Below are 26,698 nucleotides of genomic sequence, written 5' to 3' on the forward strand. Positions count from 1 at the left end.
GTGCTCGCCGATCTCGTCGCCGGGGCCCTCGAAGACGCCTCGGCTCGCCGTGCTGCGCGCAGCCTGGCCGAGGTGGAGGCGGACGCCCTCGCGGCGGCCCCTCCGCACGACGCCCTCGTCGCTCTCGCGCCCGCCGAGCGGGTCAAGATCATCGCCGAGGTGAAGCGAGCGAGCCCCTCGCGCGGTGCTCTCGCCGAGATCCGCGATCCCGCCGGGCTCGCCGTCTCGTACGAGTCGGGCGGCGCGAGCGCGATCAGCGTGCTCACCGAGCAGCGCCGTTTCGGCGGCTCGCTCGACGACCTGCGCGAGGTGCGCGCGGCGGTGGGGATCCCGGTGCTCCGCAAGGACTTCATCGCCGACCCGTACCAGGTGTTCGAGGCCCGCGCCGCCGGAGCCGACCTCGTGCTGCTCATCGTCGCGGCGCTCGACCAGCCGGTGCTCCGCGAGCTCTACGCCCTGATCGGGGAGCTGGGCATGACGGCGCTCGTCGAGGCGCACTCGGCGGCCGAGGTGGACCGCGCGCTCGAGATCGGCGCCCAGCTCGTCGGCGTGAACGCGCGCGACCTCTCGACCTTCCAGCTCGACCGCGATCTCTTCGGACGCCTCGCCGGCTCCATCCCCGCCGGTGTCGTCCGGGTGGCCGAGTCCGCGGTCACCTCGCCGGCCGATGTCGCCCACTACCGCGAGGCGGGCGCCGACGTCGTGCTGATCGGCGAGGCGCTCGTGACGGGGGACGACCCCGTGACCACCCTCGAGTCCTTCCTGGCGGCGGGATGAGCGCCGGCATCCGCGAGAGCCTGCGGGGCCTGCCCGGGCCGTTCTTCGGCCCCTACGGCGGGCGCTTCATGCCGGAGTCCCTGATCGCCGCGATCGACGAGCTCGCGGCCGCGTACGAGGTGGCGAAGGCCGACCCCGCGTTCCAGGAGGAGCTCGCGGAGCTCCACCGCAGCTACACCGGCCGTCCCTCGATCATCACCGAGGTGCCGCGCTTCGCCGAGCACGCGGGCGGCGCGCGGGTGTTCCTCAAGCGCGAGGACCTCAACCACACCGGCTCGCACAAGATCAACAACGTGCTCGGGCAGGCGCTGCTGACACGCCGCATCGGCAAGACGCGCGTCATCGCCGAGACCGGTGCGGGCCAGCACGGGGTCGCCACGGCCACCGCCGCCGCCCTCTTCGGGCTCGAGTGCACGATCTACATGGGCGAGGTCGACACCCAGCGGCAGGCGCTCAACGTCGCCCGGATGCGGTTGCTCGGCGCCGAGGTGATCTCGGTGACCACCGGGTCGCGCACGCTGAAGGACGCCATCAACGAGGCCTACCGCGAGTGGGTCACGAGCGTCGACACCACCAACTACATCTTCGGCACGGCCGCCGGTCCGCATCCGTTCCCCGCCATGGTGCGCGACTTCCAGTCGGTCATCGGCGAGGAGGCGCGCGCACAGCTGCTGACGGCGGCGGGTCGCCTGCCGGATGCCGTGGTCGCCTGCGTCGGCGGCGGTTCGAACGCCATCGGCATCTTCGACGCCTTCCTCGACGACGAGGGTGTCGCCCTGTACGGCATCGAGGCGGCCGGCGACGGAGTCGACACCGACAAGCACGCCGCCTCGATCGAACGCGGTCGCCCGGGTGTGCTGCACGGCGCGCGCAGCTACCTGCTGCAGGACGAGGACGGCCAGACGATCGAGTCGCACTCCATCTCGGCCGGGCTCGACTACCCGGGCGTCGGGCCGGAGCACGCCTATCTCGCCGACATCGGCCGGGCAAGCTACCTGCCGGCGACCGACGCCGAGGCGATGGAGGCCCTGCGCCTGCTCAGCCGCACCGAGGGCATCATCCCCGCCATCGAGTCGGCGCACGCGCTGGCCGGGGCGCTCCGCCTGGGCCGGGAGCTGGGGCCGGACGGGCTCATCCTGGTGAACCTCTCGGGGCGCGGCGACAAGGACGTGGCGACGGCGGGCCGCTGGTTCGACCTGTTCGACGAGGGCGCGGTGCAGTCGTGAGCGCGGGCGCATCGGTGGCGACGGCCATCACCGGCTCGGGCGCGCTCGTCGGCTACCTACCGATCGGCTTCCCCGACCTGGCCACCAGCATCGACGCGGCCGTGGCGCTCGTCGAGAACGGCGTCGACGCGCTCGAGCTCGGCCTGCCGTACACCGACCCCGTCATGGACGGCGTCGCCATCCAGAAGGCCACCCAGCAGGCCATCGCGAACGGCTTCCGGGTGCGCGACGTGTTCACGGCGGTCGAGGCCGTGCGGTCGCGGGTGGACGCGCCCGTGCTCGTGATGACCTACTGGAACCCGGTCGTGCAGTACGGCGTCGCGCGTTTCGCCGACGCCCTGCGCGATGCAGGGGGAGCGGGGCTCATCACCCCCGACATCACTCCGGACTCCGCAGACGACTGGATCGCCGAGAGCGACCGCACCGGTCTCGACCGCGTCTTCCTCGCCGCCCCGTCGTCGACGGACGCGCGCCTCGACGACACCGTGTCGGCGAGCCGGGGCTTCGTCTACGCCGTCTCGACCATGGGCATCACGGGTGCCCGTGCCGACCTCGACGCGAAGGCCCGCGCCCTCGTGGCGCGCCTCCGCGCGGCCGGCGCCACGGGTCCGGACACGATCGCCGCCTGCGTCGGGGTGGGCATCTCCACGCCCGACCAGGTCGCCGAGGTGCTCGGCTACGCCGACGGCGCGATCGTCGGCTCCGCGCTCGTCAGCGCCCTCGCCCAGGACGGCGTCGCCGGCGTCGCCCGCCTTGCATCCGCTCTCTCCCAGGGAAAGTAGACTCGCCTCCGTGATCGCAGCCCCCGTCAGCATCCCGAGCCCTCCGCCGGACTGGAAGCAGATCCACATCCCGATCGGCGAGTGGCTGCACGGCATCATGCCGTTCGTGCCCGAGGACTGGGCGATCCGCATCACCACCTACGCCCTCGTCATCATCGTCGGCATCTTCGCCGCGGTGGTCATCGCGAACCGTCGTCTCACGCGACGGGGCGCCGAGCCGTGGGTCATCGTCGACGTGGGCATCTGGGCCGTCGTGCTCGGCATCATCGGCGCACGGCTGTACCACGTGGCCACCCACCTCGGCGACTACTTCGGACCGGGGCACGACAACCCGTGGAACCCGTTCCAGCCCGGCAGCATCTGGGCGATCTGGGAGGGCGGCGGCGCCATCTTCGGTTCGCTCATCGGCGGTGCCATCGGCGTGCTGATCGGATGCCGCATCACCGGCCTCCGCTTCTGGAGCGTCGCCGACGCGATCGCCCCCGGGCTCCTCATCGCCCAGGCGTGCGGCCGGTTCGGCAACTACTTCAACCAGGAGCTGTTCGGCCTCCCCACCGACCTGCCGTGGGGCCTCGAGATCGACCGCCCCAACCCGGCGATCCCCGTCGGCATCCCCGAGGACGTGCTCTTCCACCCGACCTTCCTCTACGAGATCATCTGGAACGTCGCGGGCTTCGTGCTCATCATCCTGCTCACCGAAAAGATCGTGCGGGTGGCGGGTCGCCGCCTGCCGACCCTCGTGCGCAAGGACTTCTGGCAGTGGGGCAAGGTGCTCGGCCTCTACCTCATCTGGTACGGCGTGGGCCGCAGCTGGTTCGAGTCGATCCGCCTCGACCCGAGCGACACCTTCTTCGGCATCCGCTCGAACGTCTGGGCCGCGCTCGGCGCCGTCGTGCTGGGCATCATCATCATCGCCGTGCAGAGCCGCCGTCACCTGGGCGTCGAACCGGACGTCTACCAGCCCGGTCGCCGACCCGAGCCGTCGGCTGCGGTAGACTCCGAGGACACCTATTCGGATTCGGATGATGACGAGCCGGGCGATGGCGCCGCGGAGCTCACCGAAGCTGCCGCCACAAGCGGTTCGACCCGATCAAGCTGAGTTACCCGCACCTCGCTGACGACCCGGCCCGCCCCGGCGGTTCCGGCACTCCCTCTCATCAGTTGGGCCACCGACGTCCCACTTCCAGTTCCAACGTGAGGACGGTAGCCATGGCGCAGCCCGGCAGCACTCCCGCCCCCTCGGGTGTCCGCAACCCGTATGCGCGCTTCAGCGCGATCCCCGAGGCGCAGGGGATGTACGACCCGCGCTTCGAGAAGGACGCCTGCGGGCTGGCGATGGTCGCGACGCTCCGCGGCACCGCCGGTCACGACATCGTCACGAACGCGCTCGACGCGCTCCGGCACCTGGAGCACCGCGGCGCGGTGGGCTCGGACGCCGGAACGGGCGACGGCGCCGGCATCATCACGCAGATCCCCGACGCCTTCCTGCGAGCGGTGGTCGGCTTCGAGCTGCCGCCGGTGGGCCAGTACGCCGTCGGCATGGCGTTCCTGCCGCTCGACGACGCCGCCCGCGAGGCGGAGAAGCAGGCCATCGGCGGGATCGCCGCACAGGAGGGCCTGCGCGTGCTGGGCTGGCGCGAGGTGCCGACCGACCCCGCGCACCTGGGAACCCTCGCGCGCGAGGCCGCACCCGCCTTCGAGCAGCTGTTCGTCGCATCCGAGCACAGCGACGCGGCCGGCAAGCCGCTCGCCGGCATCGTGCTCGACCGTCAGACCTTCCGACTCCGCAAGCGCGCCGAGCGCGAGCTGGGCTCGTACCTGCCCTCGCTGTCGAGCCGCACCCTGGTCTACAAGGGCATGGTCACGACGCTGCAGCTCGAGCCGTTCTACCCCGACCTCTCGGACGAGCGCTTCGCCACGAAGCTCGCACTCGTGCACTCGCGGTACTCCACGAACACCTTCCCCTCGTGGCCGCTCGCGCAGCCGTTCCGCATGATCGCCCACAACGGCGAGATCAACACGGTGCAGGGCAACCGCAACTGGATGCGCGCCCGCCAGAGCCAGCTGCAGTCCGAGGATCTCGGCGACCTGCGCCCGCTGTTCCCGATCGTGTCGGACGGCGCGAGCGACTCCGCGTCCTTCGACGAGGTCGTCGAGCTGCTGACCCTCGGCGGCCGCAGCCTCCCGCACGCGATCATGATGATGGTGCCCGAGGCCTGGGAGAACCAGGTCGACATCGACCCGGCCCGGCGCGCCTTCTACGAGTACCACTCGGCCCTCATGGAGCCGTGGGACGGCCCGGCGGCGCTCGTGTTCACGGACGGCTCGCTCGTCGGCGCGACGCTCGACCGCAACGGCCTGCGCCCCGGGCGCTTCCTGGTGACCGACGACGGCCTCGTAGTGCTCGCGAGCGAGATCGGCGTGCTCGACTTCCCGGCCGACAAGATCGTGCGCAAGGGGCGGCTGCGCCCCGGGAAGATGTTCCTCATCGACACCGTCGAGGGGCGCATCATCGAGGACGACGAGATCAAGACGCAGCTCTCGGCCGCGGAGCCGTACCGCGCCTGGGTCGACGACAACCGCATCGCCCTCGCCGAGCTGCCGCCGCGCGAGCACGTCGTGCACACCGCAGCCTCGGTCACCCGGCGCCAGCGCACCTTCGGCTACACCGAGGAGGAGGTGCGCATCCTCATCACCCCGATGGCGCAGAACGGCGCGGAGCCGCTCGGCGCGATGGGCTCCGACACCCCGATCGCGGTGCTCTCCGAGCGTCCCCGACTCGTGTTCGACTACTTCACGCAGGCGTTCGCGCAGGTGACCAACCCGCCGCTCGACTCGATCCGCGAGGAGGTCGTCACCTCCATGAAGCTCGGGCTCGGCCCCGAGCGCAACCTGCTCGACGCGACGCCCGAGCATGCGCGCCAGATCGTGCTCGACTTCCCGGTCATCGACAACGACGAGCTCGCCAAGATCATCCGCATCGGCAAGGACGACGGCACGCGCCTCACCCACATCCTGAGCGGCCTGTACCGGGTCGACGACGGCGAGGACGCGATGGAGCAGCGTCTCGCCGAGATGTGCCGCGAAGCGGACGCCGCGATCGCCGCGGGGGCCCAGTTCCTGGTGATCTCCGACCGCAACTCCACGGCCGACCTGGCTCCCATCCCATCGCTGCTCTCGCTCGCCGCCGTGCATCACCACCTCATCCGCCAGGAGACCCGGATGCAGGTCGGCCTGATCGTCGAGACCGGCGACGCGCGCGAGGTGCACCACGCGGCGCTGCTGCTCGGCTACGGCGCGTCCGCGATCAACCCCTACCTCGCGATGGAGACCGCGGAGCAGCTCGTCGCGACCGGCATCATCCAGGGCGTGACGCCTGAGAAGGCCGTGGCGAACCTGATCAAGGCGCTCGGCAGGGGCGTGCTGAAGATCATGTCCAAGATGGGCATCTCGGTGATCGGCTCCTACGCCGGCGCCCAGGCCTTCGAGGCGGTCGGACTCAGCCAGCAGTTCGTCGACCGGTACTTCACGGGCACCACCACGCTGCTGGGCGGGGTGGGCATCGACGTGATCGCCGAGGAGAACCGCGAGCGGCACGAGAGCGCCTACCCGGAGAACTCCGGCGAGAAGGTGCACGAGCGCCTCGAGACCGGCGGCGAGTACCAGTGGCGCCGCGAGGGCCCGCCGCACCTCTTCAGCCCCGAGACGGTCTTCAAGCTGCAGCACTCCACGCGCACGCGGCGGTTCGACGTGTTCCGCGAGTACACGCAGTCGGTCGACGAGCAGGCCGAGCGCCTGATGACCCTGCGCGGCCTGTTCCGTCTGAAGACGGGGGAGCGCACCCCGGTGCCGATCGACGAGGTCGAGCCGATCTCGGCGATCATCGGCCGCTTCAACACCGGTGCGATGAGCTACGGATCGATCTCGCGCGAGGCGCACGAGACCCTCGCAATCGCGATGAACCGCATCGGCGGGCGCTCCAACACGGGCGAGGGCGGCGAGGACGTCGAGCGCCTGCTCGACCCGGAGCGCCGCAGCCGCATCAAGCAGATCGCCTCCGGTCGGTTCGGCGTGACCAGCATGTACCTGACGCACGCGACCGACATCCAGATCAAGATGGCGCAGGGCGCCAAGCCGGGCGAGGGCGGCCAGCTGCCGCCGCAGAAGGTCTACCCGTGGATCGCCCGTACCCGCGGCGGCACCCCCGGCGTCGGGCTGATCTCGCCCCCGCCGCACCACGACATCTACTCGATCGAGGATCTGAAGCAGCTGATCTTCGACGCCAAGCGCGCGAACCCCGAGGCTCGCGTGCACGTCAAGCTCGTCAGCCAGTCGGGCATCGGCGCGGTCGCCGCGGGCGTCACCAAGGCCCTCGCCGACGTCGTGCTCGTGTCGGGACACGACGGCGGAACGGGCGCGTCGCCCCTCAACTCGCTCAAGCACGCCGGCACGCCGTGGGAGATCGGTCTCGCCGAGACCCAGCAGACGCTCATGCTCAACGGCATGCGCGACCGCGTCGTGGTGCAGGTGGACGGGCAGATGAAGACCGGACGCGACGTGATCGTGGCCGCGCTGCTCGGCGCCGAGGAGTACGGCTTCGCGACGGCCCCGCTCGTGGTGTCGGGCTGCATCCTCATGCGGGTGTGCCACCTCGACACGTGCCCGGTCGGCGTCGCCACCCAGAACCCCGAGCTGCGGGCGCGCTTCAGCGGCAAGCCGGAGTTCGTGGAGACCTTCTTCGAGTTCCTCGCCCAGGAGGTGCGCGAGTACCTCGCCGAGCTCGGCTTCCGCTCGCTCGACGAGGCGATCGGTCACGCCGAGCTGCTCGACACCGACCGTGCCGTGCAGCACTGGAAGGCCGACGGTCTCGACCTCACCCCCGTGCTGCAGGGGCCGGAGTTCCCGGCCGACGAGCCGCGCATGAACCGCCGCCCGCAGGCCCACGAGCTCGAGGAGCACTTCGACCGGGAGCTCATCCGCCTCGCGACGGACGCACTCGAGCACGGCACGCCGATCGAGCTGGACCTGGCGATCAAGAACACCGAGCGCGCGGTCGGCACGATGCTCGGCCACGAGGTGACGAAGCGCCACGGCGAGCACGGCCTGCCCGAGGGCACCATCCAGGTGACCCTCCACGGCTCGGCCGGCCAGTCGCTCGGCGCCTTCCTGCCGAACGGCATCACGCTGCGGCTCGAGGGCGACTCGAACGACTACGTGGGCAAGGGGCTCTCGGGCGGCCAGATCGTCGTCCGCCCGCCGCGCAGCGCGGTGTTCCCCGCCGAGCGCAACGTGATCGCCGGCAACGTGATCGGCTACGGCGCCACCCGCGGGTCGATGTTCATCCGCGGCGTCGTCGGCGAACGGTTCCTGGTGCGCAACTCCGGCGCCACAGCGGTCGTCGAAGGCGTGGGCGACCACGCGCTCGAGTACATGACGGGCGGCCTCGCCCTCATCCTCGGGGGCACGGGGCGCAACCTGGGCGCCGGCATGTCCGGCGGCACCGCGTACGTGTACGAGCTGCGTCCCGAGCGCGTCAACCGCGACTCGCTCGCGAGCGGCGAGCTCGAGCTGCTGCCGCTCGAGTCGGCCGACATCGCGATCGTCACCGATCTGCTCTCCACCCACGTCGCCGAGACCGATTCGGCCCTCGCGAAGCGGATGCTCGAGAACCCCGAGGAGACCATGTCCAAGTTCGTGAAGGTGCTCCCGCGCGACTACGCCGCGGTGATCGAAGCCCGTCGGCAGGCCGCCGACGAGGGGCTCGACCCCGACGGCGAGGTCGTGTGGAGCCGCATCCTCGAAGTGACGGGGGGCTGACGATGGCCGACCCGAAGGGATTCCTCAAGGTCCAGGAGCGCGAGCTCCCCGCCCGGCGCCCCGTGCCCGTCCGCATCATGGACTGGAAAGAGGTCTACGAGTCGCAGGACTCCTCGCAGCTGCGACGCCAGGCCGGCCGCTGCATGGACTGCGGCGTGCCGTTCTGCCACCAGGGCTGCCCGCTCGGCAACCTCATCCCGGAGTGGAACGACCTCACCTGGCGCGGCGAGGGCCGGCAGGCGATCGAGCGTCTGCACGCCACCAACAACTTCCCCGAGTTCACGGGGCGGCTGTGCCCCGCCCCCTGCGAGTCGTCGTGCGTGCTGGGCATCAACCAGCCGCCCGTGACGATCAAGCAGGTCGAGGTGTCGATCATCGACCAGGCCTTCCAGAGCGGATGGGTGCAGCCGCACCCGCCCGAGCGTCTCACCGGCAAGACGGTCGCCGTCGTCGGCTCGGGCCCCGCGGGGCTCGCGGCCGCGCAGCAGCTCACGCGCGCGGGCCACACGGTCGCGGTCTACGAGCGCGACGACCGCATCGGCGGCCTGCTGCGCTACGGCATCCCGGACTTCAAGATGGAGAAGCGTCAGATCGAGCAGCGGCTCGCGCAGATGCAGGCCGAGGGCACCCGCTTCCGCGCGGGCGTCGAGATCGGCGTCGACATCTCGTGGGCGGAGCTCAAGGAGCGCTACGACGCCGTCGTGATCGCGACCGGGTCGACCGTTCCCCGCGATCTGCCGATCCCGGGTCGCGACCTCCTCGGCGTGCACTTCGCGATGGACTACCTGGTGCAGCAGAACAAGGTGGTCGCGGGCGACACGGTGCCCGAGCAGCTCACCGCCCACGGCAAGCACGTCGTCGTCATCGGCGGCGGCGACACGGGTGCCGACTGCATCGGCACCGCGCACCGCCAGGGGGCGCTGAGCGTGACCAACCTCGCGATCGGCTTCCAGCCGCCGGAGGAGCGTCCCGAGCACCAGCCGTGGCCGATGGTCCCGACGGTGTTCGAAGTCTCCTCCGCCCACGAGGAGGGCGGCGAGCGCGTCTACCTCGCCTCCACCGTCGAGTTCCTCGCCAACGAGGCCGGCGAGGTGCGCGCCCTGCGCGTCGCCGAGACCGAGTACCTCGACGGTCGCCGGGTGCCGAAGTCGGGAACCGAGCGCGAGATCCCCGCCGACCTGGTGCTCATCGCGATGGGCTTCACCGGCCCTGAGCCCGAGCACCTCGACGAGCAGCTGCGCGTGCCGTTCGACACCCGTGGCAACGTCGTCCGCGACGACCTGTACGCGACGAGCGAGCCGGGCGTCTTCGTCGCCGGCGACGCCGGACGCGGCCAGTCGCTCATCGTCTGGGCGATCGCCGAGGGCCGCGCCGTCGCCGCGTCCGTCGACCGCTACCTGGAGGGCGAGACGCAGCTCCCCGCCCCCGTCCGACCCACCGACCGCGGCTTCGGTCTCTGAGCATCCGCTCACCCGGCGCCATCCGCACCACCCACACCACACCGAAGGAATCATGAGACGAGCCAAGATCGTCGCGACACTGGGACCCGCAGTGTCGAGCTACGAGAATCTCCGCGCCATCATCGAGGCGGGCGTCAACGTCGCCCGGATGAACCTCAGCCACGGCAGCTACGACGTGCACGAGGAGATCTACGCCAACGTGCGCCGCGCGGCAGCGGATGCCGGCCAGCCGGTGGCCGTGCTCGTCGACCTCCAGGGGCCGAAGATCCGCCTCGGCAAGTTCGCCGACGGCCCGCACGAGCTCGCGGTGGGCGACATCTTCACCATCACGACCGAGGACGTCGCCGGCACCAAGGAGCTCGTCGGCACCACCTTCAAGGGGCTGCCCCAGGACGTGAAGCCGGGCGACTTCCTGCTGATCGACGACGGCAAGGTCAAGGTGCAGGTGCTCGACACCGACGGGGTGCAGGTGCGCACCGAGGTGATCGTCGCGGGACCCGTGTCGAACAACAAGGGCATCAACCTCCCCGGTGTCGCCGTCAACGTGCCGGCGCTGTCCGAGAAGGACGAGGCCGACCTGCGCTGGGGCCTGAAGCTCGGCGCCGACTACATCGCCCTCTCGTTCGTCCGCGACGCCCGGGACATCACCCGCGTGCACGAGATCATGGCGGAGGAGGGTCGCAAGATCCCCGTCATCGCCAAGATCGAGAAGCCGCAGGCGGTCGACGCGCTCGAGGAGATCATCGACGCGTTCGACGGCATCATGGTCGCCCGCGGCGACCTGGCCGTCGAGCTGCCGCTCGAGGCGGTGCCCGTCGTGCAGAAGCGCGCGGTCGAGCTCTGCCGTCGCATGGCGAAGCCCGTCATCGTCGCCACCCAGATGCTCGAGTCGATGACGCACTCGCCGGTGCCGACCCGCGCCGAGGCCTCGGACGTCGCGAACGCGGTGCTCGACGGCGCGGACGCGGTCATGCTCTCGGGCGAGACCAGCGTCGGCGAGTACCCGGTCGTGACCGTCCAGACCATGGCGCGCATCATCGCATCGACCGAGGAGCACGGCCTCGAGCGCATCGCACCGCTCGGCACCAAGCCCCGCACCCAGGGAGGCGCGATCACCCTCGCCGCCGCCGAGGTGGCCGCGTTCGTCGAGGCGAAGTACCTCTGCATCTTCACGGAGTCGGGCGACTCCGCACGGCGCATGTCGCGCCTGCGCGAGTACATCCCGATGCTCGCGTTCACTCCGGAGGACGCCATCCGCCGCCGCATGAACCTCACCTGGGGCATCGAGTCGTTCAAGGTCGACCGGGTCAAGCACACGGATGCGATGTACAAGCAGGTCGACGAGATCCTGCTCGAGAACGAGCTGGCCGCGATCGGCGACCGCGTCGTCGTGATCTCCGGGTCCCCTCCCGGGATCCCCGGGTCGACGAACGACCTGCGCGTGCACGTCGTCGGCGACGCCGTCAACAAGCTCACCCCCGTGTGGGAGTCGGGCGACCACGCCGACTGATCGCCTCGACGGCGCCGTCCCTCGGGGCGGCGCCGTCGGTCGTCTCCGGGATCAGCGCGCCCCGATCGCGCACCATGCGCGGCCGGTCACGTCGAACGGGCCCCCGCCGAGCAGTTCGCGCGCGCTCTCCTCGATCCGCGCACGCAGCTCGGGTGCCGTCTGCCGCAGATAGTCGCCCGCCGGCCCGACACCGAGGGTGTACGGCTCCCACCAGTCCTCGAAGGTCGGATGCGTCACCCGCACGGTGAACGACAGCCCCCGCACCTCGCGCAGACCGGCGGTCGAGAGCACGGTCTCGAGGTCGCCCTCGCCCGCACCGGCCTGCGTCGACTCGTCGAGCGCGTCGGGCTCCACGGCGATGACCGCCGACCAGAACGGGGCGAGCGGCGCACCCGCCCCCATGTGGTCCCACGCCGTCGCGGCGACGACACCCCCGTCCCGCACGACACGGCGCATCTCGCGCAGCCCGGCATCCGGGTCCGCCATGAACGGCACCACGAGGTTCGCGATCGCCGCGTCGAAGCCCGTATCGGGGAACGGCATGAGCTCGGCGCCCGCGAGGTGGGTCGCGACTCCGGGCAGCCTCCTCCGCACGGCCTCGACGAACGGCGGCGAGGGATCGACGGCTGCCACCCGCTCCGCTCCCAGGATCTCGACGAGCAGGCTCGTCATCGAGCCCGGCCCGCACCCCACGTCGAGCACGCGATCGCCCGGGGCGATGCCCACCTCCGCGATCAGCAGCTGGGCGAGCGGGATCGAGTACCTGCCCATGAAAAGGTCGTACGCCTCCCCGGCGACATCGAAGGCCATGGCGGGATGCTACGCCGCCGGGCAGGCGCGGCCCCTACGACGTCGGACCCTCCCGTTCCCTCGCTGACCGCGGTCGGAGCTGAGAGCTCAGCGCACCACGGCTATCGGCGACGGCATGCGCAGCAGCAGGTCCGAACCGACGGATCCGAACCAGAGGCGACCCGCCGCCGGGCGCCCGTGGCTGCCGACGACCAGCAGCCGGGCACCCGCGGCCGCCAGGGCGAGGGCTTCCACCGGATGTGCGCCGGGCAGGCTCCGTCGCACCTCGAGGTCGGGATGGTCCTCGGCGATGCCGGCGAGGGCCTCGGCGAGCACGACCTCGTCGTCGACGCTGCGCGGGAAACGCGCCGGCTGGGGCTCGACTCCCCACGGCCAGGGCAGTTCGGCGGCGTAGACGGCCGTCAGCGCTTCACCGAGGATGCTCGCCTCCTCCGCGGCGAACCGAACCGCCTGCGCGGAGACCTCCGACCCGTCGACGCCGACCACGACCCCGATCCGGCCGCGCGGGTCGACGGGGGAGGGCACCACGACGACCGTGCAGTCGGCGGAGGCGGCGATCCGCGCCGCACGCCGACTGTAGACCTCGGCGAGCGCGCCGCGATCCGCGTGCGATCCGACGACGATCAGCGACGCGCCGACGTCGCGCGCGTGCTCCACCAGTGCGCGTTCGGAGCCGCCGACCACGACGACGCCCGTCGCCGTGAGCTCCGGATGCTGCGAGATGACGCGCTCCGCGATCTCGGTGATCCGCTCCTCCGCGGCGACCACCGCCTCGCTCGCGAGCGAGGTTCCGGCGAAGACCCGGCCGACGTCGACGACGTGGACGAATTCCAGGCGCGTCGCGTGCGTGGTCGCGTGATCGACGGCCCAGGCGATCGCGGGGTGGGCGTGCTCGCTCCCGCTGACTCCGACGATGATGATTCCGGACATGTCCCACTCCTTCTTCGGTGGATGAGGTCCTGAGTCTCGGTGTACTCCCGACAGGTCGCGGAGGGCAGGGACCTAGGTCACGTGGAGGCGGGGGCGCGGGATGCCGCCGCGCGCGGCGGTGCGCCCCACGCCCAGAACCAGTGCTTGAGCAGCTCGTTCGCGGCGAGATACGCGATCGTCACCACGATCACCACGGCGAGCAGCTCGCCCGGAACGGGCACGAGCCCGAGCGGCACCGCGAGGGGCGAGTACGGCAGCCAGCCGGCTGCCGCCACCACGAGAGCGCTCACGACCATGAGCCCCGTGCCCGGGCGGCTGCGGAAGAAGGGTCCGCGCGTGCGCAGCACGAAGAGCACCCCGACCTCTGTGAGGATCGACCCGAGCAGCCAGGCGCTGCGGAACTCGCTCGCACCCGCGTGGAAGGCCAGCCGCAGCACCGCGAAGGTCAGCAGGTCGAACACGCTCGACAGCGCCCCGAACACGATCATGTAGTTGCGGATGAGCCGCAGGTTCCAGCGCTGCGGGCGACGCAGCTGGCTCTCGTCGACGGCATCCGTCGCGATCATCGTCGCGGGCAGGTCGCTGAGGAGGTTGATCACCAGGATCTGCCCGGCGAGCAGCGGCAGGAACGGCAGCAGCGCGGAGGCCACGGCCATGCTCAGCATGTTGCCGAAGTTCGCGCTCGTCGTCACGAAGATGTACTTCATCGTGTTGGCGAAGGTGCGCCGTCCCTGGCGCGTGCCGTCGAGCAGCACATCGAGGCTCTTGTCGAGCAGCACCACGGCCGCCGACTCCTTCGCGACGGGGACGGCGGTGTCGACCGTGATCCCCACGTCGGCGGCGCGCAGCGGAGGCGCGTCGTTGATGCCGTCGCCGAGATAGCCGACGACGTGACCGCCCCGGCGGTAGGCGCGGATGACCCGCTCCTTCTGCACGGGGTTCAACTCGGCGAAGACGTGGACCGATTCCACCGCCCGCGCGAGGGCGTCGTCGCCGGTGGCGTCGATCTCGTGCCCGGTGTACACGATCGACGTGTCGAGCCCGACCTGGCGCGCCACGTGCTGGGCCACCAGGCGACCGTCGCCGGTCACCATCCGCACCGAGACACCGCTGCGCCCCAGTTCGCGGATGGTCGCCTCGGCATCCGGTTTCACGGCGTCGGCGAACGTCACGAGCCCCATCAAGGTCAGGTCCGACTCGTCCTCCGCTGTCAGCTCACCGTCCCCGGCGATGGCGCGGGTGGCGACCCCGAGCACGCGGAAGCCCTCGTCGGCGGCCTCCGCCTGCAGGCGCTGCACCACGTCGAGAGCGCGTGCGATGGGCACGACCCCCTCGGGTGTCGCCGCGTGCGTGCACACCTCGAGCACGGCTCCGAGCGCCCCCTTGGTCACGAGCACGGGCGCCGACCCCGGTGCCGCGAGAGCACGCACGGTCATCCGTCTCCTCAGGAAGTCGTAGGGAAGCTCGCCGACGGCCACCGCGGCGACGGGGGTCGGATGGGCGGCGAGGATCGCCTGGTCGATGGGGTTCGCCCAGCCCACCTGGAGGCCCGCGTTGAGGGCGGCGAGCTCGGCGACCTCGGGGGAGTCCTCACCGTCGAGGCCGAGGGCGCGGGCCAGGGTGATGCGCCCCTCGGTCATCGTCCCCGTCTTGTCGGAGCAGAGCACCGACATCGATCCGATGTCCTCGATCGCGTCGAGTCTCCGCACGATCACCCGCCGTCGGGCCATCGCCCGTGCACCCTGCGAGAGGCCGATCGCGACGATCGCCGGCAGCAGTTGCGGGGTCAGCCCGACGGCGAGCGCGAGCGAGAAGAGCGCCGCGTCGATCGGCGGTCGCCGTAGCACGAGGTTCACGACGAAGATCACGACGACGAGCACGAGCATCGCCTGCGAGAGCAGGAGGCCGAATCGAGCCATCCCCTTCTCGAAGCCGGTGCTCGACCGCGCGTCGGACAGACGGGCGGCGATCGCCGCGAGTTCCGTCGACGACCCGGTGCGGACGACGAGGAGCGAGCCGGACCCCGAGGCGACGTGGGTGCCGAGGTGCGCCACGCCGACCCGCTCCCCGAGCGGGGTCTCGGGTGGTACCGCCTCCGGGCGCTTCTCGGCGGGGAACGTCTCTCCCGTGAGGGCGGATTCGTCGACGGTGAGCCCGTTCCCCGTCACGACGACGCAGTCGCCCGGGATGAGGTCGCCCGCACGGACCAGCACCAGGTCGCCGGGCACGATCCGGGCAACCGGCACCGACCTCGACGTCGCGTCGCGGCGTACGGTGCAACTCGCCTCGACGCTCGCCAGCAGCGCCTCGACCGCACGCCCGGCGTTCTGCTCCTGCACGAACCCGAGCACGCCCGACGCGAGGATGATCACCAGGATGATGCCGCTGTCGGTCCAGTCGCCCAGGAACCCGGCCAGCACGGTGGCGATCACCAGGATGATCTCGATCGGATTGAGGAACTGGCGGGCGAGCAGCCGCCAGCCGCTGTGGCGCCGACGCGGGTCCACCTGATTCGGCCCGTATCGGATGAGTCGCTCGGCCGCATCCGCCGAGTCGAGTCCGTCGGCGGGAGCACCCAGCAGCGCCCGGACCCGTGCGGGGGTCAGGCTCCAGTACGCCTCGAGGGCGTCACCGCGGCCGCGAAGGGGTTCAGGAGCGGCGGGCACGTCCACATGGTCCTCCGCAGCGCCCGCACGCGGACAGGACGAAAGTCACACCGCGATCCCATGTGACCTTCGACCCTCCCCGCACCCGAGCGGGAGAGGACTCTGGAGGTGCGGAGACGACACGAGGGAGTGGTCATGGATGCGCAGGTGCTTCTGAACCGAGCGCGGGCGAACGGGCCCGTCGGCGAGATGGGCCTCGAGCTCTGCTGGGAGGTGCTCGAGCGGACGGAGTACGGAAGGCTGGCGGTCGCGAGCGGGCGCGGGGTCGAGATCTTCCCCGTCAACTACGTGGTCGACGGCACCCGCATCTACTTCCGAACCGGACCGGGCACGAAGCTCACCGAGCTCTCCGACCATCCGCAGGTGGCGCTCGAGGTGGACGGGGTCGACCCGGACGGGGCGGCCGCGTTCAGCGTGATCGTCAAGGGGCGCGCCGAGCGGCTCGAGGCGCCCGCCGACATCGACTACGCCTCGGCGCTGCCGCTGCGGCCGTGGACCGCGACCCGCAAGCTCCGCTGGGTGCGGGTGCGTCCCGACGAGGTGACGGGACGCGTGTTCCGTCTCGGATCGGAGCCGGAATCCTATGTCTGAGGTCATGTGGTTCGCCGAGGTCGGGATGGGCGATGTGCCGCTCGTCGGCGGGAAGAACGCCTCGCTCGGCGAGTTGCGCGCCGCCCTCACGAGCGCCGGCGTGCGGGTTCCCGACGGCTTCGCCACGACGGCGGACGCCTACCGCTCCTTCGTCGCCCACAACGATCTCGCCAGCCGGATCACGGCCGAGCTCGACGGCTTCCGAAGCGGTCGGACGACCCTGCGGGCGGCGGGGGAGGCGATCCGCGAGGCGTTCCTCGCGGCCGAGATGCCGGAATCGCTCTCGGAGGCGATCCGCACCGCGTATCGGGAGCTCGCACGCGCGAGCGGCGTCGAGGAGCTCGCCGTCGCCGTGCGCAGCAGCGCCACCGCGGAGGACCTCCCGGATGCCAGCTTCGCCGGGCAGCAGGAGACGTTCCTCAACGTGGTGGGGGAGCGCCAGCTTCTCGACGCCTGCCGTCGCTGCTACGCGTCGCTGTTCACGGATCGCGCGATCACCTACCGCGGGCTCAAGGGCTTCGACGACCTCTCCGTCGCGCTCTCCATCGGCGTGCAGCGCATGGTGCGCAGCGACCTCGGCGCATCCGGGGTCATGTTCTCGCTCGACACCGAGAGCGGCTTCGAGCGCGCGGCCGTCATCAGCGCGGCATGGGGCCTCGGCGAGCTCGTCGTGCAGGGCATCGTCGACCCCGACACCTACATGGTCTTCACGCCCCTGCTCGAGAATCCGGCGCTCGCGCCGATCATCGAGCGCAGGCGGGGCGCGAAGGAGCAGAAGATGGTCTACGGCCGGGGCGGCAGCGCGCGCACCCGCACGGTCGCGACCTCGACCCGGGAGCGCGAGGCGCTCGTGCTGTCGGATGCGGACATCCTGCAGCTCGCCCGCTGGGCAACGGCGGTGGCTCGTCACTACGGACGCGCCATGGACATGGAGTGGGCGAAGGACGGCGAGACCGGCGAGCTGTTCCTCGTGCAGGCGCGGCCCGAGACCGTCCACAGCACCCGATCGGCGTCGTCGTTCTCCGTCTACCGGCTGACGGGCTCCGGACCGGTGCTCACCGAGGGGGCGGCGATCGGCGGCGGGATCGCGAGCGGCGAGGTCTGCGTCATCCGCGACCCGTCCCAGATGGAGCTGTTCCGCGACGGGTCGATCCTCGTCACCGAGATGACCGACCCCGACTGGGTTCCGGTCATGGCCCGCGCCGCGGGCATCGTCACCGAGCACGGCGGCACCACGAGCCACGCGGCCATCGTGAGCAGGGAGCTCGGCATCCCCGCGGTCGTGGGCACGGGCGACGCCACCTCCGTGCTCGCCGACGGGCGCCCGGTGACCCTCAGCTGCGCGGAGGGCGAGGTGGGCCGCGTCTACGACGGGGTCCTGCCGTTCGAACGGGAGGTCGTCGACCTCGGCGATCTGCCGCCCACCCGCACGCGTCTCATGGTCAACATCGCGAGCCCGGAGGCCGCGTTCCAGTGGTGGCGCCTCCCCGCGGCGGGGGTCGGCCTCGCGCGCATGGAGTTCATCATCACCGACGCCGTGCGGGTGCATCCGATGGCGCTCGCGCATCCCGAGCGGGTGACCGACCCGGATGCGCGTGCGCGGATCGACGAGATCACCCGCGGGTACGCGAACGGCTCCGACTACTTCGTCGACGTCCTCTCGCGGGGGATCGCGAAGCTCGCGGCCCCCTTCCACCCGCAACCCGTCATCGTGCGGATGAGCGACTTCAAGTCGAACGAGTACGCGCACCTGCTCGGCGGCGAGGCGTTCGAGCTGCCCGAGGAGAACCCGATGATCGGCTTCCGGGGCGCCTCGCGCTACTACGACCCGAGGTACCGCGACGGCTTCGCGCTCGAGTGCCGCGCGATCCGGGAGGTTCGGTCTCACATGGGCTTCGAAAACGTGATCGTCATGATCCCGTTCTGCCGGACCGTGGCCGAGGCCGACCGGGTGCTCGCCGTCATGGCCGAGAACGGCCTCGAGCGCGGCGTCGACGGCCTGCAGGTCTACATGATGTGCGAGATCCCGGCGAACGTGATCCTGGCGCGCGAGTTCGCGCGGCGTTTCGACGGGTTCTCGATCGGATCGAACGACCTGACGCAGCTGACCCTCGGCGTCGACCGCGACTCGGGATCGCTCGCCGCACTCTTCGACGAACAGGACCCGGCGGTCATGCGGATGGTCGCCATGGCGATCGAGGGCGCGCACGCCGCCGGCATCAAGGTCGGGATCTGCGGCCAGGCGCCGAGCGACCATCCGGCCTTCGCCGAGTTCCTCGTGGAGCACGGGATCGACTCGATCTCGCTGAACCCGGACAGCTTCCTGCGCACGGCGCAGCAGCTCGCGCGGATCGAGGCGGTGCCTGCCGGCTGAATCACCGCGGGGAGTACCGGTGGTGGGACTCGAACCCACATGCCCTCACGGACAACCGATTTTGAGTCGGTCGCGTCTGCCATTCCGCCACACCGGCCGGTGCCGGCGACCCGCATCCGGAGTCGCCGCGGCAACCTGACGTTACCGTAGGATTCAAGGGTGAGTGACACCGAAGCAACCCCCACCGCGCCCCGTCGCGTCGTCGTCGCCGAGGATGAGTCGCTCATCCGCCTCGACATCGTCGAGATCCTCCGCGACAACGGCTTCGACGTCGTCGGTGAGGCGGGCGACGGCGAGACCGCCGTGGCTCTGGCCACCGAGCTGCGCCCCGACCTCGTGGTGATGGACGTCAAGATGCCGCAGCTCGACGGCATCTCGGCGGCCGAGCGGCTCACCAAGAACCACATCGCGCCGGTCGTGCTGCTCACGGCGTTCAGCCAGAAGGAGCTCGTGGAGCGGGCCTCCGAGGCCGGCGCGCTCGCCTACGTCGTGAAGCCCTTCACGCCGAACGACCTGCTGCCGGCGATCGAGATCGCGCTCAGCCGCTACCAGCAGATCGTGACGCTCGAGGCCGAGGTCGCCGACATGGTCGAGCGCTTCGAGACCCGCAAGCTCGTCGACCGCGCCAAGGGGCTGCTCAACGAGAAGATGGGGCTCTCGGAGCCGGAGGCCTTCCGCTGGATCCAGAAGGCGTCGATGGACCGGCGCCTCACGATGCACGACGTCGCCCAGGCGATCATCGACCAGCTCGCGCCCAAGAAGTGACTGGACGCGGCGGAGCCGCGCCCAGTCAGATCGAGTAGCGGCGAAGCCGCGTGCCGAGATCTCAGCGCTCCCCGGAGCATGATTTCGACACGCTCGCTCCGCTCGCTACTCAATCAGCGGGCAGTCACCTGTCCTTCAGGTAGTTCGTCATCCGCACCGTCGAGAGGCGGCGCCCCTGCTCGTCGGTCATGACGATCTCGTGCGTGCAGAGGGTGCGCCCGAGCACGAGGGCCGTGCAGGTTCCGGTGACCCACCCCTCGGTCATCGACCGCGAGTGGGTGGCGTTGATCTCGATGCCGACGGCCATCCGTCCCGGCCCCGCGTGGATCGCCGACGAGATCGACCCGAGCGACTCGCCGAGCACCACGTGGGCACCGCCGTGCAGCAGCCCCACGACCTGGCGATTGCCTTCGACCGGCATCCGGGCCACCGAGTGCGCCGCGGACAGCTCGAGGAACTCGATCCCCATCTTCTTCGCGAGCTGTCCGCCCCCCGAGTCGGCCAGCCGGGCGACGAGCTCCGGGTCGAGGTCGGGCGGGAGGATGACCATGGGCGCTCCATCGGGGTCGGGACGGTCGGTGGGGTGTCGGGGCCTGCGGATAGGCTGGCCGCGTGCCGGAAGAAAAGCCTACGCTCCTGCTCATCGACGGCCATTCGCTGGCGTTCCGGGCGTTCTACGCGCTGCCGGTCGACAGCTTCGTGACGCGCGACGGTCAGCACACCAACGCCATCCACGGCTTCATCTCGATGCTGCTGAACCTGCTGCAGGCGCAGAAGCCCACCCACCTCGCGGTCGCGTTCGACATCTCGCGCTTCTCGTTCCGCACGCGCGAGTACGAGGACTACAAGGGCACCCGCGGCGAGACGCCCCCCGAGTTCGTCGGCCAGGTGCCGCTGCTCGAAGAGGCACTGCACGCGATGAACATCAAGACGCTCTCGAAGGAGGATTTCGAGGCCGACGACATCCTCGCGACGCTCGCCACCCGCGGCGCCGCCGACGGCTACCGCGTGCTGGTCGTCTCGGGCGACCGCGACACCATCCAGCTCGTCGACGACGACATCACGCTGCTCTACCCGAACGTGCGCGGGGTCTCGGAGCTCAAGACCTACGACACGGATGCGGTGATCGAGCGGTACGGCATCCGCCCCGAGCAGTACCCCGAGATCGCCGCACTGGTCGGCGAGACGAGCGACAACCTGCCGGGCGTCGACAAGGTCGGCGAGAAGACGGCCGTCAAGTGGATCCAGCAGTACGGCACCGTCGAGGAGCTGCTGGCCCACGCCGACGAGATCAAGGGCGTCGTGGGCGAGAACCTGCGCACCCAGCAGGACCGCGTCGTGCGCAACCGCCGCCTCAACCGCCTCGTGCGCGACGTGGAGCTGCCGCTCGCGCCGGGCGACCTCGAGCGCCAGCCCATCGATCCGACGGCCGTGCGGGCCGTGTTCGACCGACTCCAGTTCCGCACCCTGCTCGACCGGGTCTTCAAGATCGAGGGCGCGGCGGCGGATGCGGGTCTCGTCGAGGCGGACGGCGACGAAGCGAGCGCCATCAGCGCCCCCGTCGTGCGCACCATGATCGACGAGGAGCTCGCCAAGTGGCTCGGCACGCAGTCGCAGGGCGGCACAATGCCGCTCGGGCTGCGGGTGGCGACCGTCAACGGCCAGGTGGAGGGCTTCGGCATCGCGAGCCTCACCGAGACCGCCTGGGTGCCGTGGGCTCCGGGGCGCCCCGACTACACGGCACTCGAGGCGTGGCTGGCGTCCGACGCCCCCAAGTACCTGCACGACGCGAAACGTCAGCTGAAGGCGCTCCGCGCGCAGGGCCTCGCGCTCGAGGGCGTCGCGGGCGACACCGCGCTCTCCGCGTGGCTGCTGCGCCCCTCGACCAAGGCCGACAGCCTCGGCGGGCTCGTCTACTACTACCTCGGAGAGACGCTCCCCGAGCCCGACCCGAGCCAGCTCGTGCCCGAGACCGAGGCTCTCAGCCCCGCCACCGAGGCGTGGTACCTCGTGCGACTGCAGGCCGAGCTCGACGCGCGCCTCGACCCGGGCTCGCTCTCGGTGCAGCGCGACATCGAGGTGCCGCTCGTACCGGTGCTGGCGCGCATGGAGGTGCAGGGCATCACGGTGTCGGATGCGGTGCTCGGCGAGCTGAACAGCCGCCTCGGCGCCCAGGCGGCCGACATCGCCCAGCAGGCGTACGCCGAGATCGGGCGCGAGGTGAACCTCGGCTCACCCAAGCAGCTCCAGGAGGTGCTGTTCGACCAGCTCGGCATGCCGAAGACGCGGGCCAACAAGACCGGCTACTCGACCGACGCGCAGGCCCTCGCCGACCTGCAGGAGCAGCATCCGCATCCGTTCCTCGCCCTGCTGCTGCAGCACCGCGACGCCACCAAGATCCGGCAGATCGTCGAGACGCTGCAGACGGCGATCGGGTCCGACGCCCGCGTGCACACCAGCTACGAGCAGACGGGGTCCGCCACCGGCCGCATCTCGTCGAACGACCCGAACCTGCAGAACATCCCCGTGAAGACCGAGGTCGGCCGCGAGGTGCGCTCGGCGTTCCTCGCCGGCGCGGGGTTCGAGACGCTGCTCACGGCCGACTACTCGCAGATCGAGATGCGGATCATGGCGCACCTCTCGGAGGACGCGGGGCTCATCGAGGCCTTCCGCTCGGGGGAGGACCTGCACCGCTTCGTGGGCGCCCGCATCTTCGGCGTCGACCCGGCCGACGTCACCCCCGTCATGCGCACGAAGGTGAAGGCGATGTCGTACGGGCTCGCCTACGGCCTGTCCGCGTTCGGGCTCTCGAAGCAGCTGCGCATCGAGGTCTCGGAGGCCAAGGAGCTCATGGCCGACTACTTCGCCCGCTTCGGGGCCGTGCGCGAGTACCTGCGCGGCGTCGTCGAGCAGGCGCGCGTCGACGGCTACACCACCACGATCTTCGGCCGTCGTCGGCCCTTCTCCGACCTCACCTCGACGAACCGCGTGCTGCGCGAGAACGCCGAGCGCCAGGCGCTCAACTCGCCCATCCAGGGCTCGGCGGCCGACATCATCAAGCGTGCGATGCTCGCGATCGACGCGGAGCTGCGCGCGCAGCAGCTCGAGTCGCGCATGCTGCTGCAGGTGCACGACGAGCTCGTGTTCGAGGTCGCGCCGGGCGAGCTCGACCGGATGCGCACGATCGTCACCGACGGGATGGCGGGCGCAGCCGAGCTGTCGGTTCCGCTCGATGTGCAGGTCGGTACTGGCCCGAACTGGGATGCTGCCGCACACTAGACGGAACACATCCGCACCTGGGATGGGGCGAAGGAGCCGAGAGGAGAGCCGATGTCCGAGCGCACCGTCGTCGTCGCCTCGAGCGTCGGGTTGCACGCACGGCCCGCCGCGCTGTTCTCGCAGGCCGCCGCGCAGACCTCCGTGCCCGTCATGCTGACCACCGCATCCGGCCGCAGCGTCAACGCCGCGAGCATCCTCGGGGTGCTCTCGCTCGGCATCGACCACGGTGAACGGGTGACACTGTCGAGCGACGACGAGGCCGCCCTCGAGGCCCTCGCCGCGATGCTCGAACGCGATCTCGACCTGGAGTGACGACGGGACCGAGGTCCGTGTGCTCCGTCGGCACCCCGCCCTAGGGTGGTGTCCATGACGCAGGAACGAGCCGCGACGCCCATCGACGCCATCGCAGAGGAGTGGGTCTCCACCCTCGTCGAGCTGGTCCCCGACATCGCCATCTACATCGGCGTGCCGGGCCGCACGGGCGAGTACGGCGACCTCTCGCCCGCCGGTCACGAGCAGCTCGCCCAGGCCACCCGCGAGGTGGTCCGCGCGCTCGACGCGGCCGTGCCGGTCGACGCCGTCGACGAGGTCACCCGCACCGACCTGCTCGCCGAGTCCCGGCTGTCGCTCGAGGCGCACGACGCGCAGCTGCATCTGCGCGACCTCAACGTGATCGCCTCGCCCGCGCAGGAGATCCGCGAGTCGTTCGACCTCATGCCCACCGCCACCGTCGAGGACTGGGCCACGATCGCCGAGCGCCTCGGCAACCTCCCCGGCGCGATCTCCGGCTACGTCGAGACGCTGCGCGCGGGCATCGCGGCGGGTGTCGTGCCCGCGAAGCGCCAGGTGCGCGAGGTGGCCGAGCAGGCGCGTCGCACGGGTCGCACCGACGGGTTCTTCGCCGATTTCACGGCCGGGGCCGCGCCGGAGTCCGGCGAGCTGCCCGGCAGCCTCCGCTCCGACCTGGCCCGCGGTGCCGAGGAGTCGGCAGCCGCCTACGTGCGGCTCGCCGAGTTCCTCGAGACCGAGCTGCTGCCCGCCGCGGGGGAGCACGACGGCGTCGGGCGCGAGCTGTACGCGCTGCGCTCGCGTCACTTCCTGGGTGCCGAGGTCGACCTCGACGAGACCTACGAGTGGGGCATCGGCGAACTCGAGCGCATGATCGACGAGCAGACGCGCGTCGCTCACGAGATCCTGCCCGGGGCGAGCGTGGAGGAGGCGGTGGCGCACCTCGAGGGCGACGCGAGCCGCAAGCTGCACGGCACCGACGCGCTCCGGGCGTGGATGCAGGAGCTGAGCGACCGCGTCGTCGACGAGCTGGGACGCACCCACTTCGACATCCCGGAGCCCGTCCGCGCCCTGCAGTGCATGATCGCCCCCACCCAGGACGGCGGCATCTACTACACCGGCCCCTCGGACGACTTCAGCCGACCGGGACGGATGTGGTGGAGCGTGCCCGAGGGGGTCACCGAGTTCGACACCTGGCGCGAGAAGACCACGGTGTTCCACGAGGGCGTCCCTGGGCACCACCTGCAGATCGGCCAGGCCGTGTTCAACCGTGCGCAGCTGAACACCTGGCGGCGTCAGCTCGCGGGCACGAGCGGGCACGCGGAGGGCTGGGCGCTCTACGCCGAGCGGCTCATGCAGGAGCTCGGCTACCTCGACGACCCGGCCGACCGCCTCGGCATGCTCGACGGTCAGCGCATGCGCGCGGCCCGCGTCGTGCTCGACATCGGCGTGCACCTCGGCAAGCCGAAGCCGCGCGTGCGGGGCCTCGAGGACCTTCCGAGCGACGGCACCTGGGACGCCGACTTCGCGCTCGCCTTCATGCGCCGCAACGTCAACATGGACGACGCCTTCGTACGCTTCGAGGTCAACCGCTACCTCGGGTGGCCCGGTCAGGCCCCGTCGTACAAGGTCGGCCAGCGCATCTGGGAGCAGATCCGCGACGACGCGCAGCGCCGCGAGGGCGCCGCCTTCTCGTTCCGCGACTTCCACAAGAACGCGCTCGACCTGGGCGGCGTCGGTCTCGACACGCTCCGCACCGCGCTCGCCCCGTGAGCCGGCGGCGGCACCCCGGCGCGCCGTGGGCTGCGGCACTCGGCGACGACCTCGAGCAGCTGTCGCCGGCGCTGCAGGACTACTTCGGCGGCGCCCCGTACGGCGCCCACGGCATCGGCGACGGCGTGTTCACCAGCGTCGGCACGCCGCGCCGCTGGCTCTGGCCTCTGCTCGCCGTGCTGGGCCGCTGGAACGTGGTCTGGCCGGTGTGGGAGGCCGACGTGCCGTTCACGATCGTCAACGTGCCGACCCCGCACGGTCTGATCGGGGTCCGACGGTTCCGCTTCGCGGGAGGTGACCGCACGATGACCGACCGCATCATCTGGACCCCGCGCGGGCTCCGCCAGCGCCTCGGCGCGGGGGAGCGTGTGGTGGCGGAGCTGCGCATCGAACCCGAGGAGGGCGGTCTGCGCATCCGCTCGGGGCGCGTCGGCGTGCGGATGCTGGGGCTGCGATTCTCGCTCCCGGCCGCGTGGGCGCCGCGCATCGAGGTGCACGAGCGCACCCTCGCCGACGGGCGCCAGCATGTTGCGTTGACCCTCGACCTGCCGATCGTCGGGCGCGCCTACGAGTACGCGGGAGCCTTCTCCTACCGCATCGAGCCGGCCGCGCCGGAGGTCGCGTGAGCGACTCGACGCCCGTGGTCGTCGCCGGCGCGTCCGGCTTCATGGGGCGATACCTCACCGACCGCTGGCGTGGATCCGGACGCGAGGTGCGCACCATCGGGCGGGGGGAGGCGGACGCGCACTGGGACGACGCCGACGGCCTGCGCGAGGCGATCGACGGTGCCGGTCTGCTGCTGAACCTCGCGGGTCGCAGCGTGAACTGCCGCTACGGGCCCGGCGAACGTGCCGAGATCCTGGATTCCCGGGTGTCGACGACGCGTGCGCTGGGCGCGGCGGTCGCCTCCGCGGCCCGACCTCCCGCGGTCTGGATCAACTCCTCGACCGCGACGATCTACCGCCACGCCGACGATCGACCCCAGACCGAGACCGACGGCGAGCTCGGCGTGGGATTCTCGGTGTCGGTCGCGCGCGCCTGGGAGGATGCGTTCTTCGGTGCCGATGCGCCCGACACACGCCGGGTCGCCATCCGGACGGCGATCGTCCTGGGCGACGGCAGCGCGCTCGTGCCGCTGCTGAGGTTGGCGCGCGCAGGACTCGGCGGGCCCCAGTGGGACACCCCGTGGTTCTCGACCCGCGCCCGCCGGGAGGCGGGAACGCAGCACCGCTTCGCATCCCGGTGGGGCCGCCAGATGTTCAGCTGGATCCACCTCGACGACGTCGCCGGCGCAATCGACTTCATCGAGTCGCATCCCGAGCTGGCCGGGGTCGTGAACCTCGCCGCGCCGCGACCGGTGACCAACACGGAGCTCATGCGCACCGTCCGGGCTGCCCTCGGCGTGCCCGTCGGTCTTCCCGCGCCCCGACCGGTGCTGGAGGTGGGCGCGTGGATGATCCGCACCGAGACCGAGCTGCTCCTGAAGAGCAGATGGGTGCTGCCCGCGCGCCTGCTCGACGCCGGCTACGGGTTCCGCCATCCGGACCTGGGGCCCGCGATCCGCGACATCGTCGCAGAACGCAGGGGAGTGCGGTAGTCTGGAGAGTCACGTTCGTGACATCCCTATCCGCATGCCCGCGGAGCACCCCA

19 protein-coding genes and 1 tRNA gene are annotated in these 26,698 nt (G+C 71.1%); 15 read left to right on the top strand and 5 right to left on the bottom strand.

Annotated features, from left to right (window positions below; translation table 11 throughout):
• From trpC to pyk, 7 genes are all read left to right on the top strand, one after another.
• Positions 1-777, top strand: a complete 777-nt coding sequence (trpC, locus tag NUH29_RS01480) for an indole-3-glycerol phosphate synthase TrpC (RefSeq protein WP_258797096.1) — start codon at positions 1-3, stop codon at positions 775-777.
• Entirely contained in the window at positions 774-2,003 is a 1,230-nt protein-coding gene (trpB, locus tag NUH29_RS01485; RefSeq protein WP_258797097.1) for a tryptophan synthase subunit beta, read from the top strand. Before trpC ends, trpB begins: the two co-directional genes overlap by 4 nt.
• A complete protein-coding gene (gene trpA / locus NUH29_RS01490) occupies positions 2,000-2,785 on the top strand; it encodes a tryptophan synthase subunit alpha (RefSeq protein ID WP_258797099.1) in 786 nt (261 codons plus the stop codon). The genes trpB and trpA overlap by 4 nt, the downstream gene beginning before the upstream one ends.
• Positions 2,786-2,798: 13 nt before the next feature.
• Positions 2,799-3,884, top strand: a complete 1,086-nt coding sequence (lgt, locus tag NUH29_RS01495) for a prolipoprotein diacylglyceryl transferase (protein ID WP_373317425.1) — start codon at positions 2,799-2,801, stop codon at positions 3,882-3,884.
• Positions 3,885-3,994: 110 nt separating this feature from the next.
• On the top strand, positions 3,995-8,602 hold the full coding sequence (gene gltB, locus NUH29_RS01500) for a glutamate synthase large subunit (protein WP_258797260.1): 4,608 nt from the start codon (positions 3,995-3,997) through the stop codon (positions 8,600-8,602).
• A 2-nt stretch (positions 8,603-8,604) separates the two neighbouring features.
• Positions 8,605-10,062 (top strand): glutamate synthase subunit beta, encoded by a 1,458-nt coding sequence (locus tag NUH29_RS01505; RefSeq protein WP_258797100.1) that lies wholly within the window; start codon positions 8,605-8,607, stop codon positions 10,060-10,062.
• A gap of 52 nt (positions 10,063-10,114) precedes the next feature.
• On the top strand, positions 10,115-11,572 hold the full coding sequence (gene pyk, locus NUH29_RS01510) for a pyruvate kinase (RefSeq protein WP_258797102.1): 1,458 nt from the start codon (positions 10,115-10,117) through the stop codon (positions 11,570-11,572).
• Between the two features lie 51 nt (positions 11,573-11,623).
• Here pyk and NUH29_RS01515 read toward each other — a convergent pair whose 3' ends face one another.
• From NUH29_RS01515 to mgtA, 3 genes are all read right to left on the bottom strand, one after another.
• A complete protein-coding gene (locus NUH29_RS01515) occupies positions 11,624-12,382 on the bottom strand; it encodes a class I SAM-dependent methyltransferase (RefSeq protein ID WP_258797104.1) in 759 nt (252 codons plus the stop codon).
• Positions 12,383-12,469: 87 nt separating this feature from the next.
• A complete protein-coding gene (locus tag NUH29_RS01520; RefSeq protein ID WP_258797105.1) occupies positions 12,470-13,312 on the bottom strand; it encodes a universal stress protein in 843 nt (280 codons plus the stop codon).
• A 77-nt stretch (positions 13,313-13,389) separates the two neighbouring features.
• Positions 13,390-15,978, bottom strand: a complete 2,589-nt coding sequence (mgtA, locus tag NUH29_RS01525) for a magnesium-translocating P-type ATPase (protein ID WP_258797106.1) — start codon at positions 15,976-15,978, stop codon at positions 13,390-13,392.
• Positions 15,979-16,125: 147 nt separating this feature from the next.
• Here mgtA and NUH29_RS01530 point away from each other — a divergent pair, with 147 nt between their 5' ends.
• Together NUH29_RS01530 and ppsA are read left to right on the top strand one after the other, a co-directional pair.
• On the top strand, positions 16,126-16,569 hold the full coding sequence (locus NUH29_RS01530) for a pyridoxamine 5'-phosphate oxidase family protein (protein ID WP_258797107.1): 444 nt from the start codon (positions 16,126-16,128) through the stop codon (positions 16,567-16,569).
• Positions 16,562-18,943 carry a phosphoenolpyruvate synthase gene (gene ppsA / locus NUH29_RS01535; protein WP_258797108.1) on the top strand — a complete coding sequence of 794 codons (2,382 nt, stop codon included), beginning with the start codon at positions 16,562-16,564 and terminating at the stop codon, positions 18,941-18,943. Before NUH29_RS01530 ends, ppsA begins: the two co-directional genes overlap by 8 nt.
• Positions 18,944-18,957: 14 nt before the next feature.
• Here the strand turns inward: ppsA and NUH29_RS01540 are convergent.
• A tRNA-Leu gene (locus NUH29_RS01540) sits at positions 18,958-19,040 on the bottom strand.
• Between the two features lie 62 nt (positions 19,041-19,102).
• Here NUH29_RS01540 and NUH29_RS01545 point away from each other — a divergent pair.
• On the top strand, positions 19,103-19,708 hold the full coding sequence (locus NUH29_RS01545; RefSeq protein WP_258797109.1) for an ANTAR domain-containing response regulator: 606 nt from the start codon (positions 19,103-19,105) through the stop codon (positions 19,706-19,708).
• A gap of 124 nt (positions 19,709-19,832) precedes the next feature.
• Here the strand turns inward: NUH29_RS01545 and NUH29_RS01550 are convergent, their stop codons facing one another.
• Complete coding sequence (locus NUH29_RS01550; protein ID WP_258797110.1) at positions 19,833-20,258, bottom strand: PaaI family thioesterase; 426 nt, start codon at positions 20,256-20,258, stop codon at positions 19,833-19,835.
• Positions 20,259-20,320: 62 nt separating this feature from the next.
• Here NUH29_RS01550 and polA point away from each other — a divergent pair, with 62 nt between their 5' ends.
• The 5 genes from polA to NUH29_RS01575 are packed head-to-tail and all read left to right on the top strand — an operon-like array spanning position 20,321 to position 26,645.
• On the top strand, positions 20,321-22,987 hold the full coding sequence (polA, locus tag NUH29_RS01555; protein WP_258797111.1) for a DNA polymerase I: 2,667 nt from the start codon (positions 20,321-20,323) through the stop codon (positions 22,985-22,987).
• Between the two features lie 51 nt (positions 22,988-23,038).
• Positions 23,039-23,299: an HPr family phosphocarrier protein gene (locus NUH29_RS01560; RefSeq protein WP_258797112.1), complete on the top strand. Its 261-nt coding sequence runs from the start codon at positions 23,039-23,041 to the stop codon at positions 23,297-23,299.
• A gap of 54 nt (positions 23,300-23,353) precedes the next feature.
• Positions 23,354-25,048 carry a DUF885 domain-containing protein gene (locus tag NUH29_RS01565; RefSeq protein WP_258797113.1) on the top strand — a complete coding sequence of 565 codons (1,695 nt, stop codon included), beginning with the start codon at positions 23,354-23,356 and terminating at the stop codon, positions 25,046-25,048.
• Complete coding sequence (locus NUH29_RS01570) at positions 25,045-25,674, top strand: DUF4166 domain-containing protein (protein ID WP_258797114.1); 630 nt, start codon at positions 25,045-25,047, stop codon at positions 25,672-25,674. Before NUH29_RS01565 ends, NUH29_RS01570 begins: the two co-directional genes overlap by 4 nt.
• A complete protein-coding gene (locus tag NUH29_RS01575; protein ID WP_258797115.1) occupies positions 25,671-26,645 on the top strand; it encodes an epimerase in 975 nt (324 codons plus the stop codon). Before NUH29_RS01570 ends, NUH29_RS01575 begins: the two co-directional genes overlap by 4 nt.
• Positions 26,646-26,698 lie beyond the last annotated feature (53 nt).

It is taken from the genome of Protaetiibacter mangrovi, from assembly GCF_024752305.1.
Taxonomy (GTDB): Bacteria; Actinomycetota; Actinomycetes; order Actinomycetales; family Microbacteriaceae; genus Homoserinibacter; species Homoserinibacter mangrovi.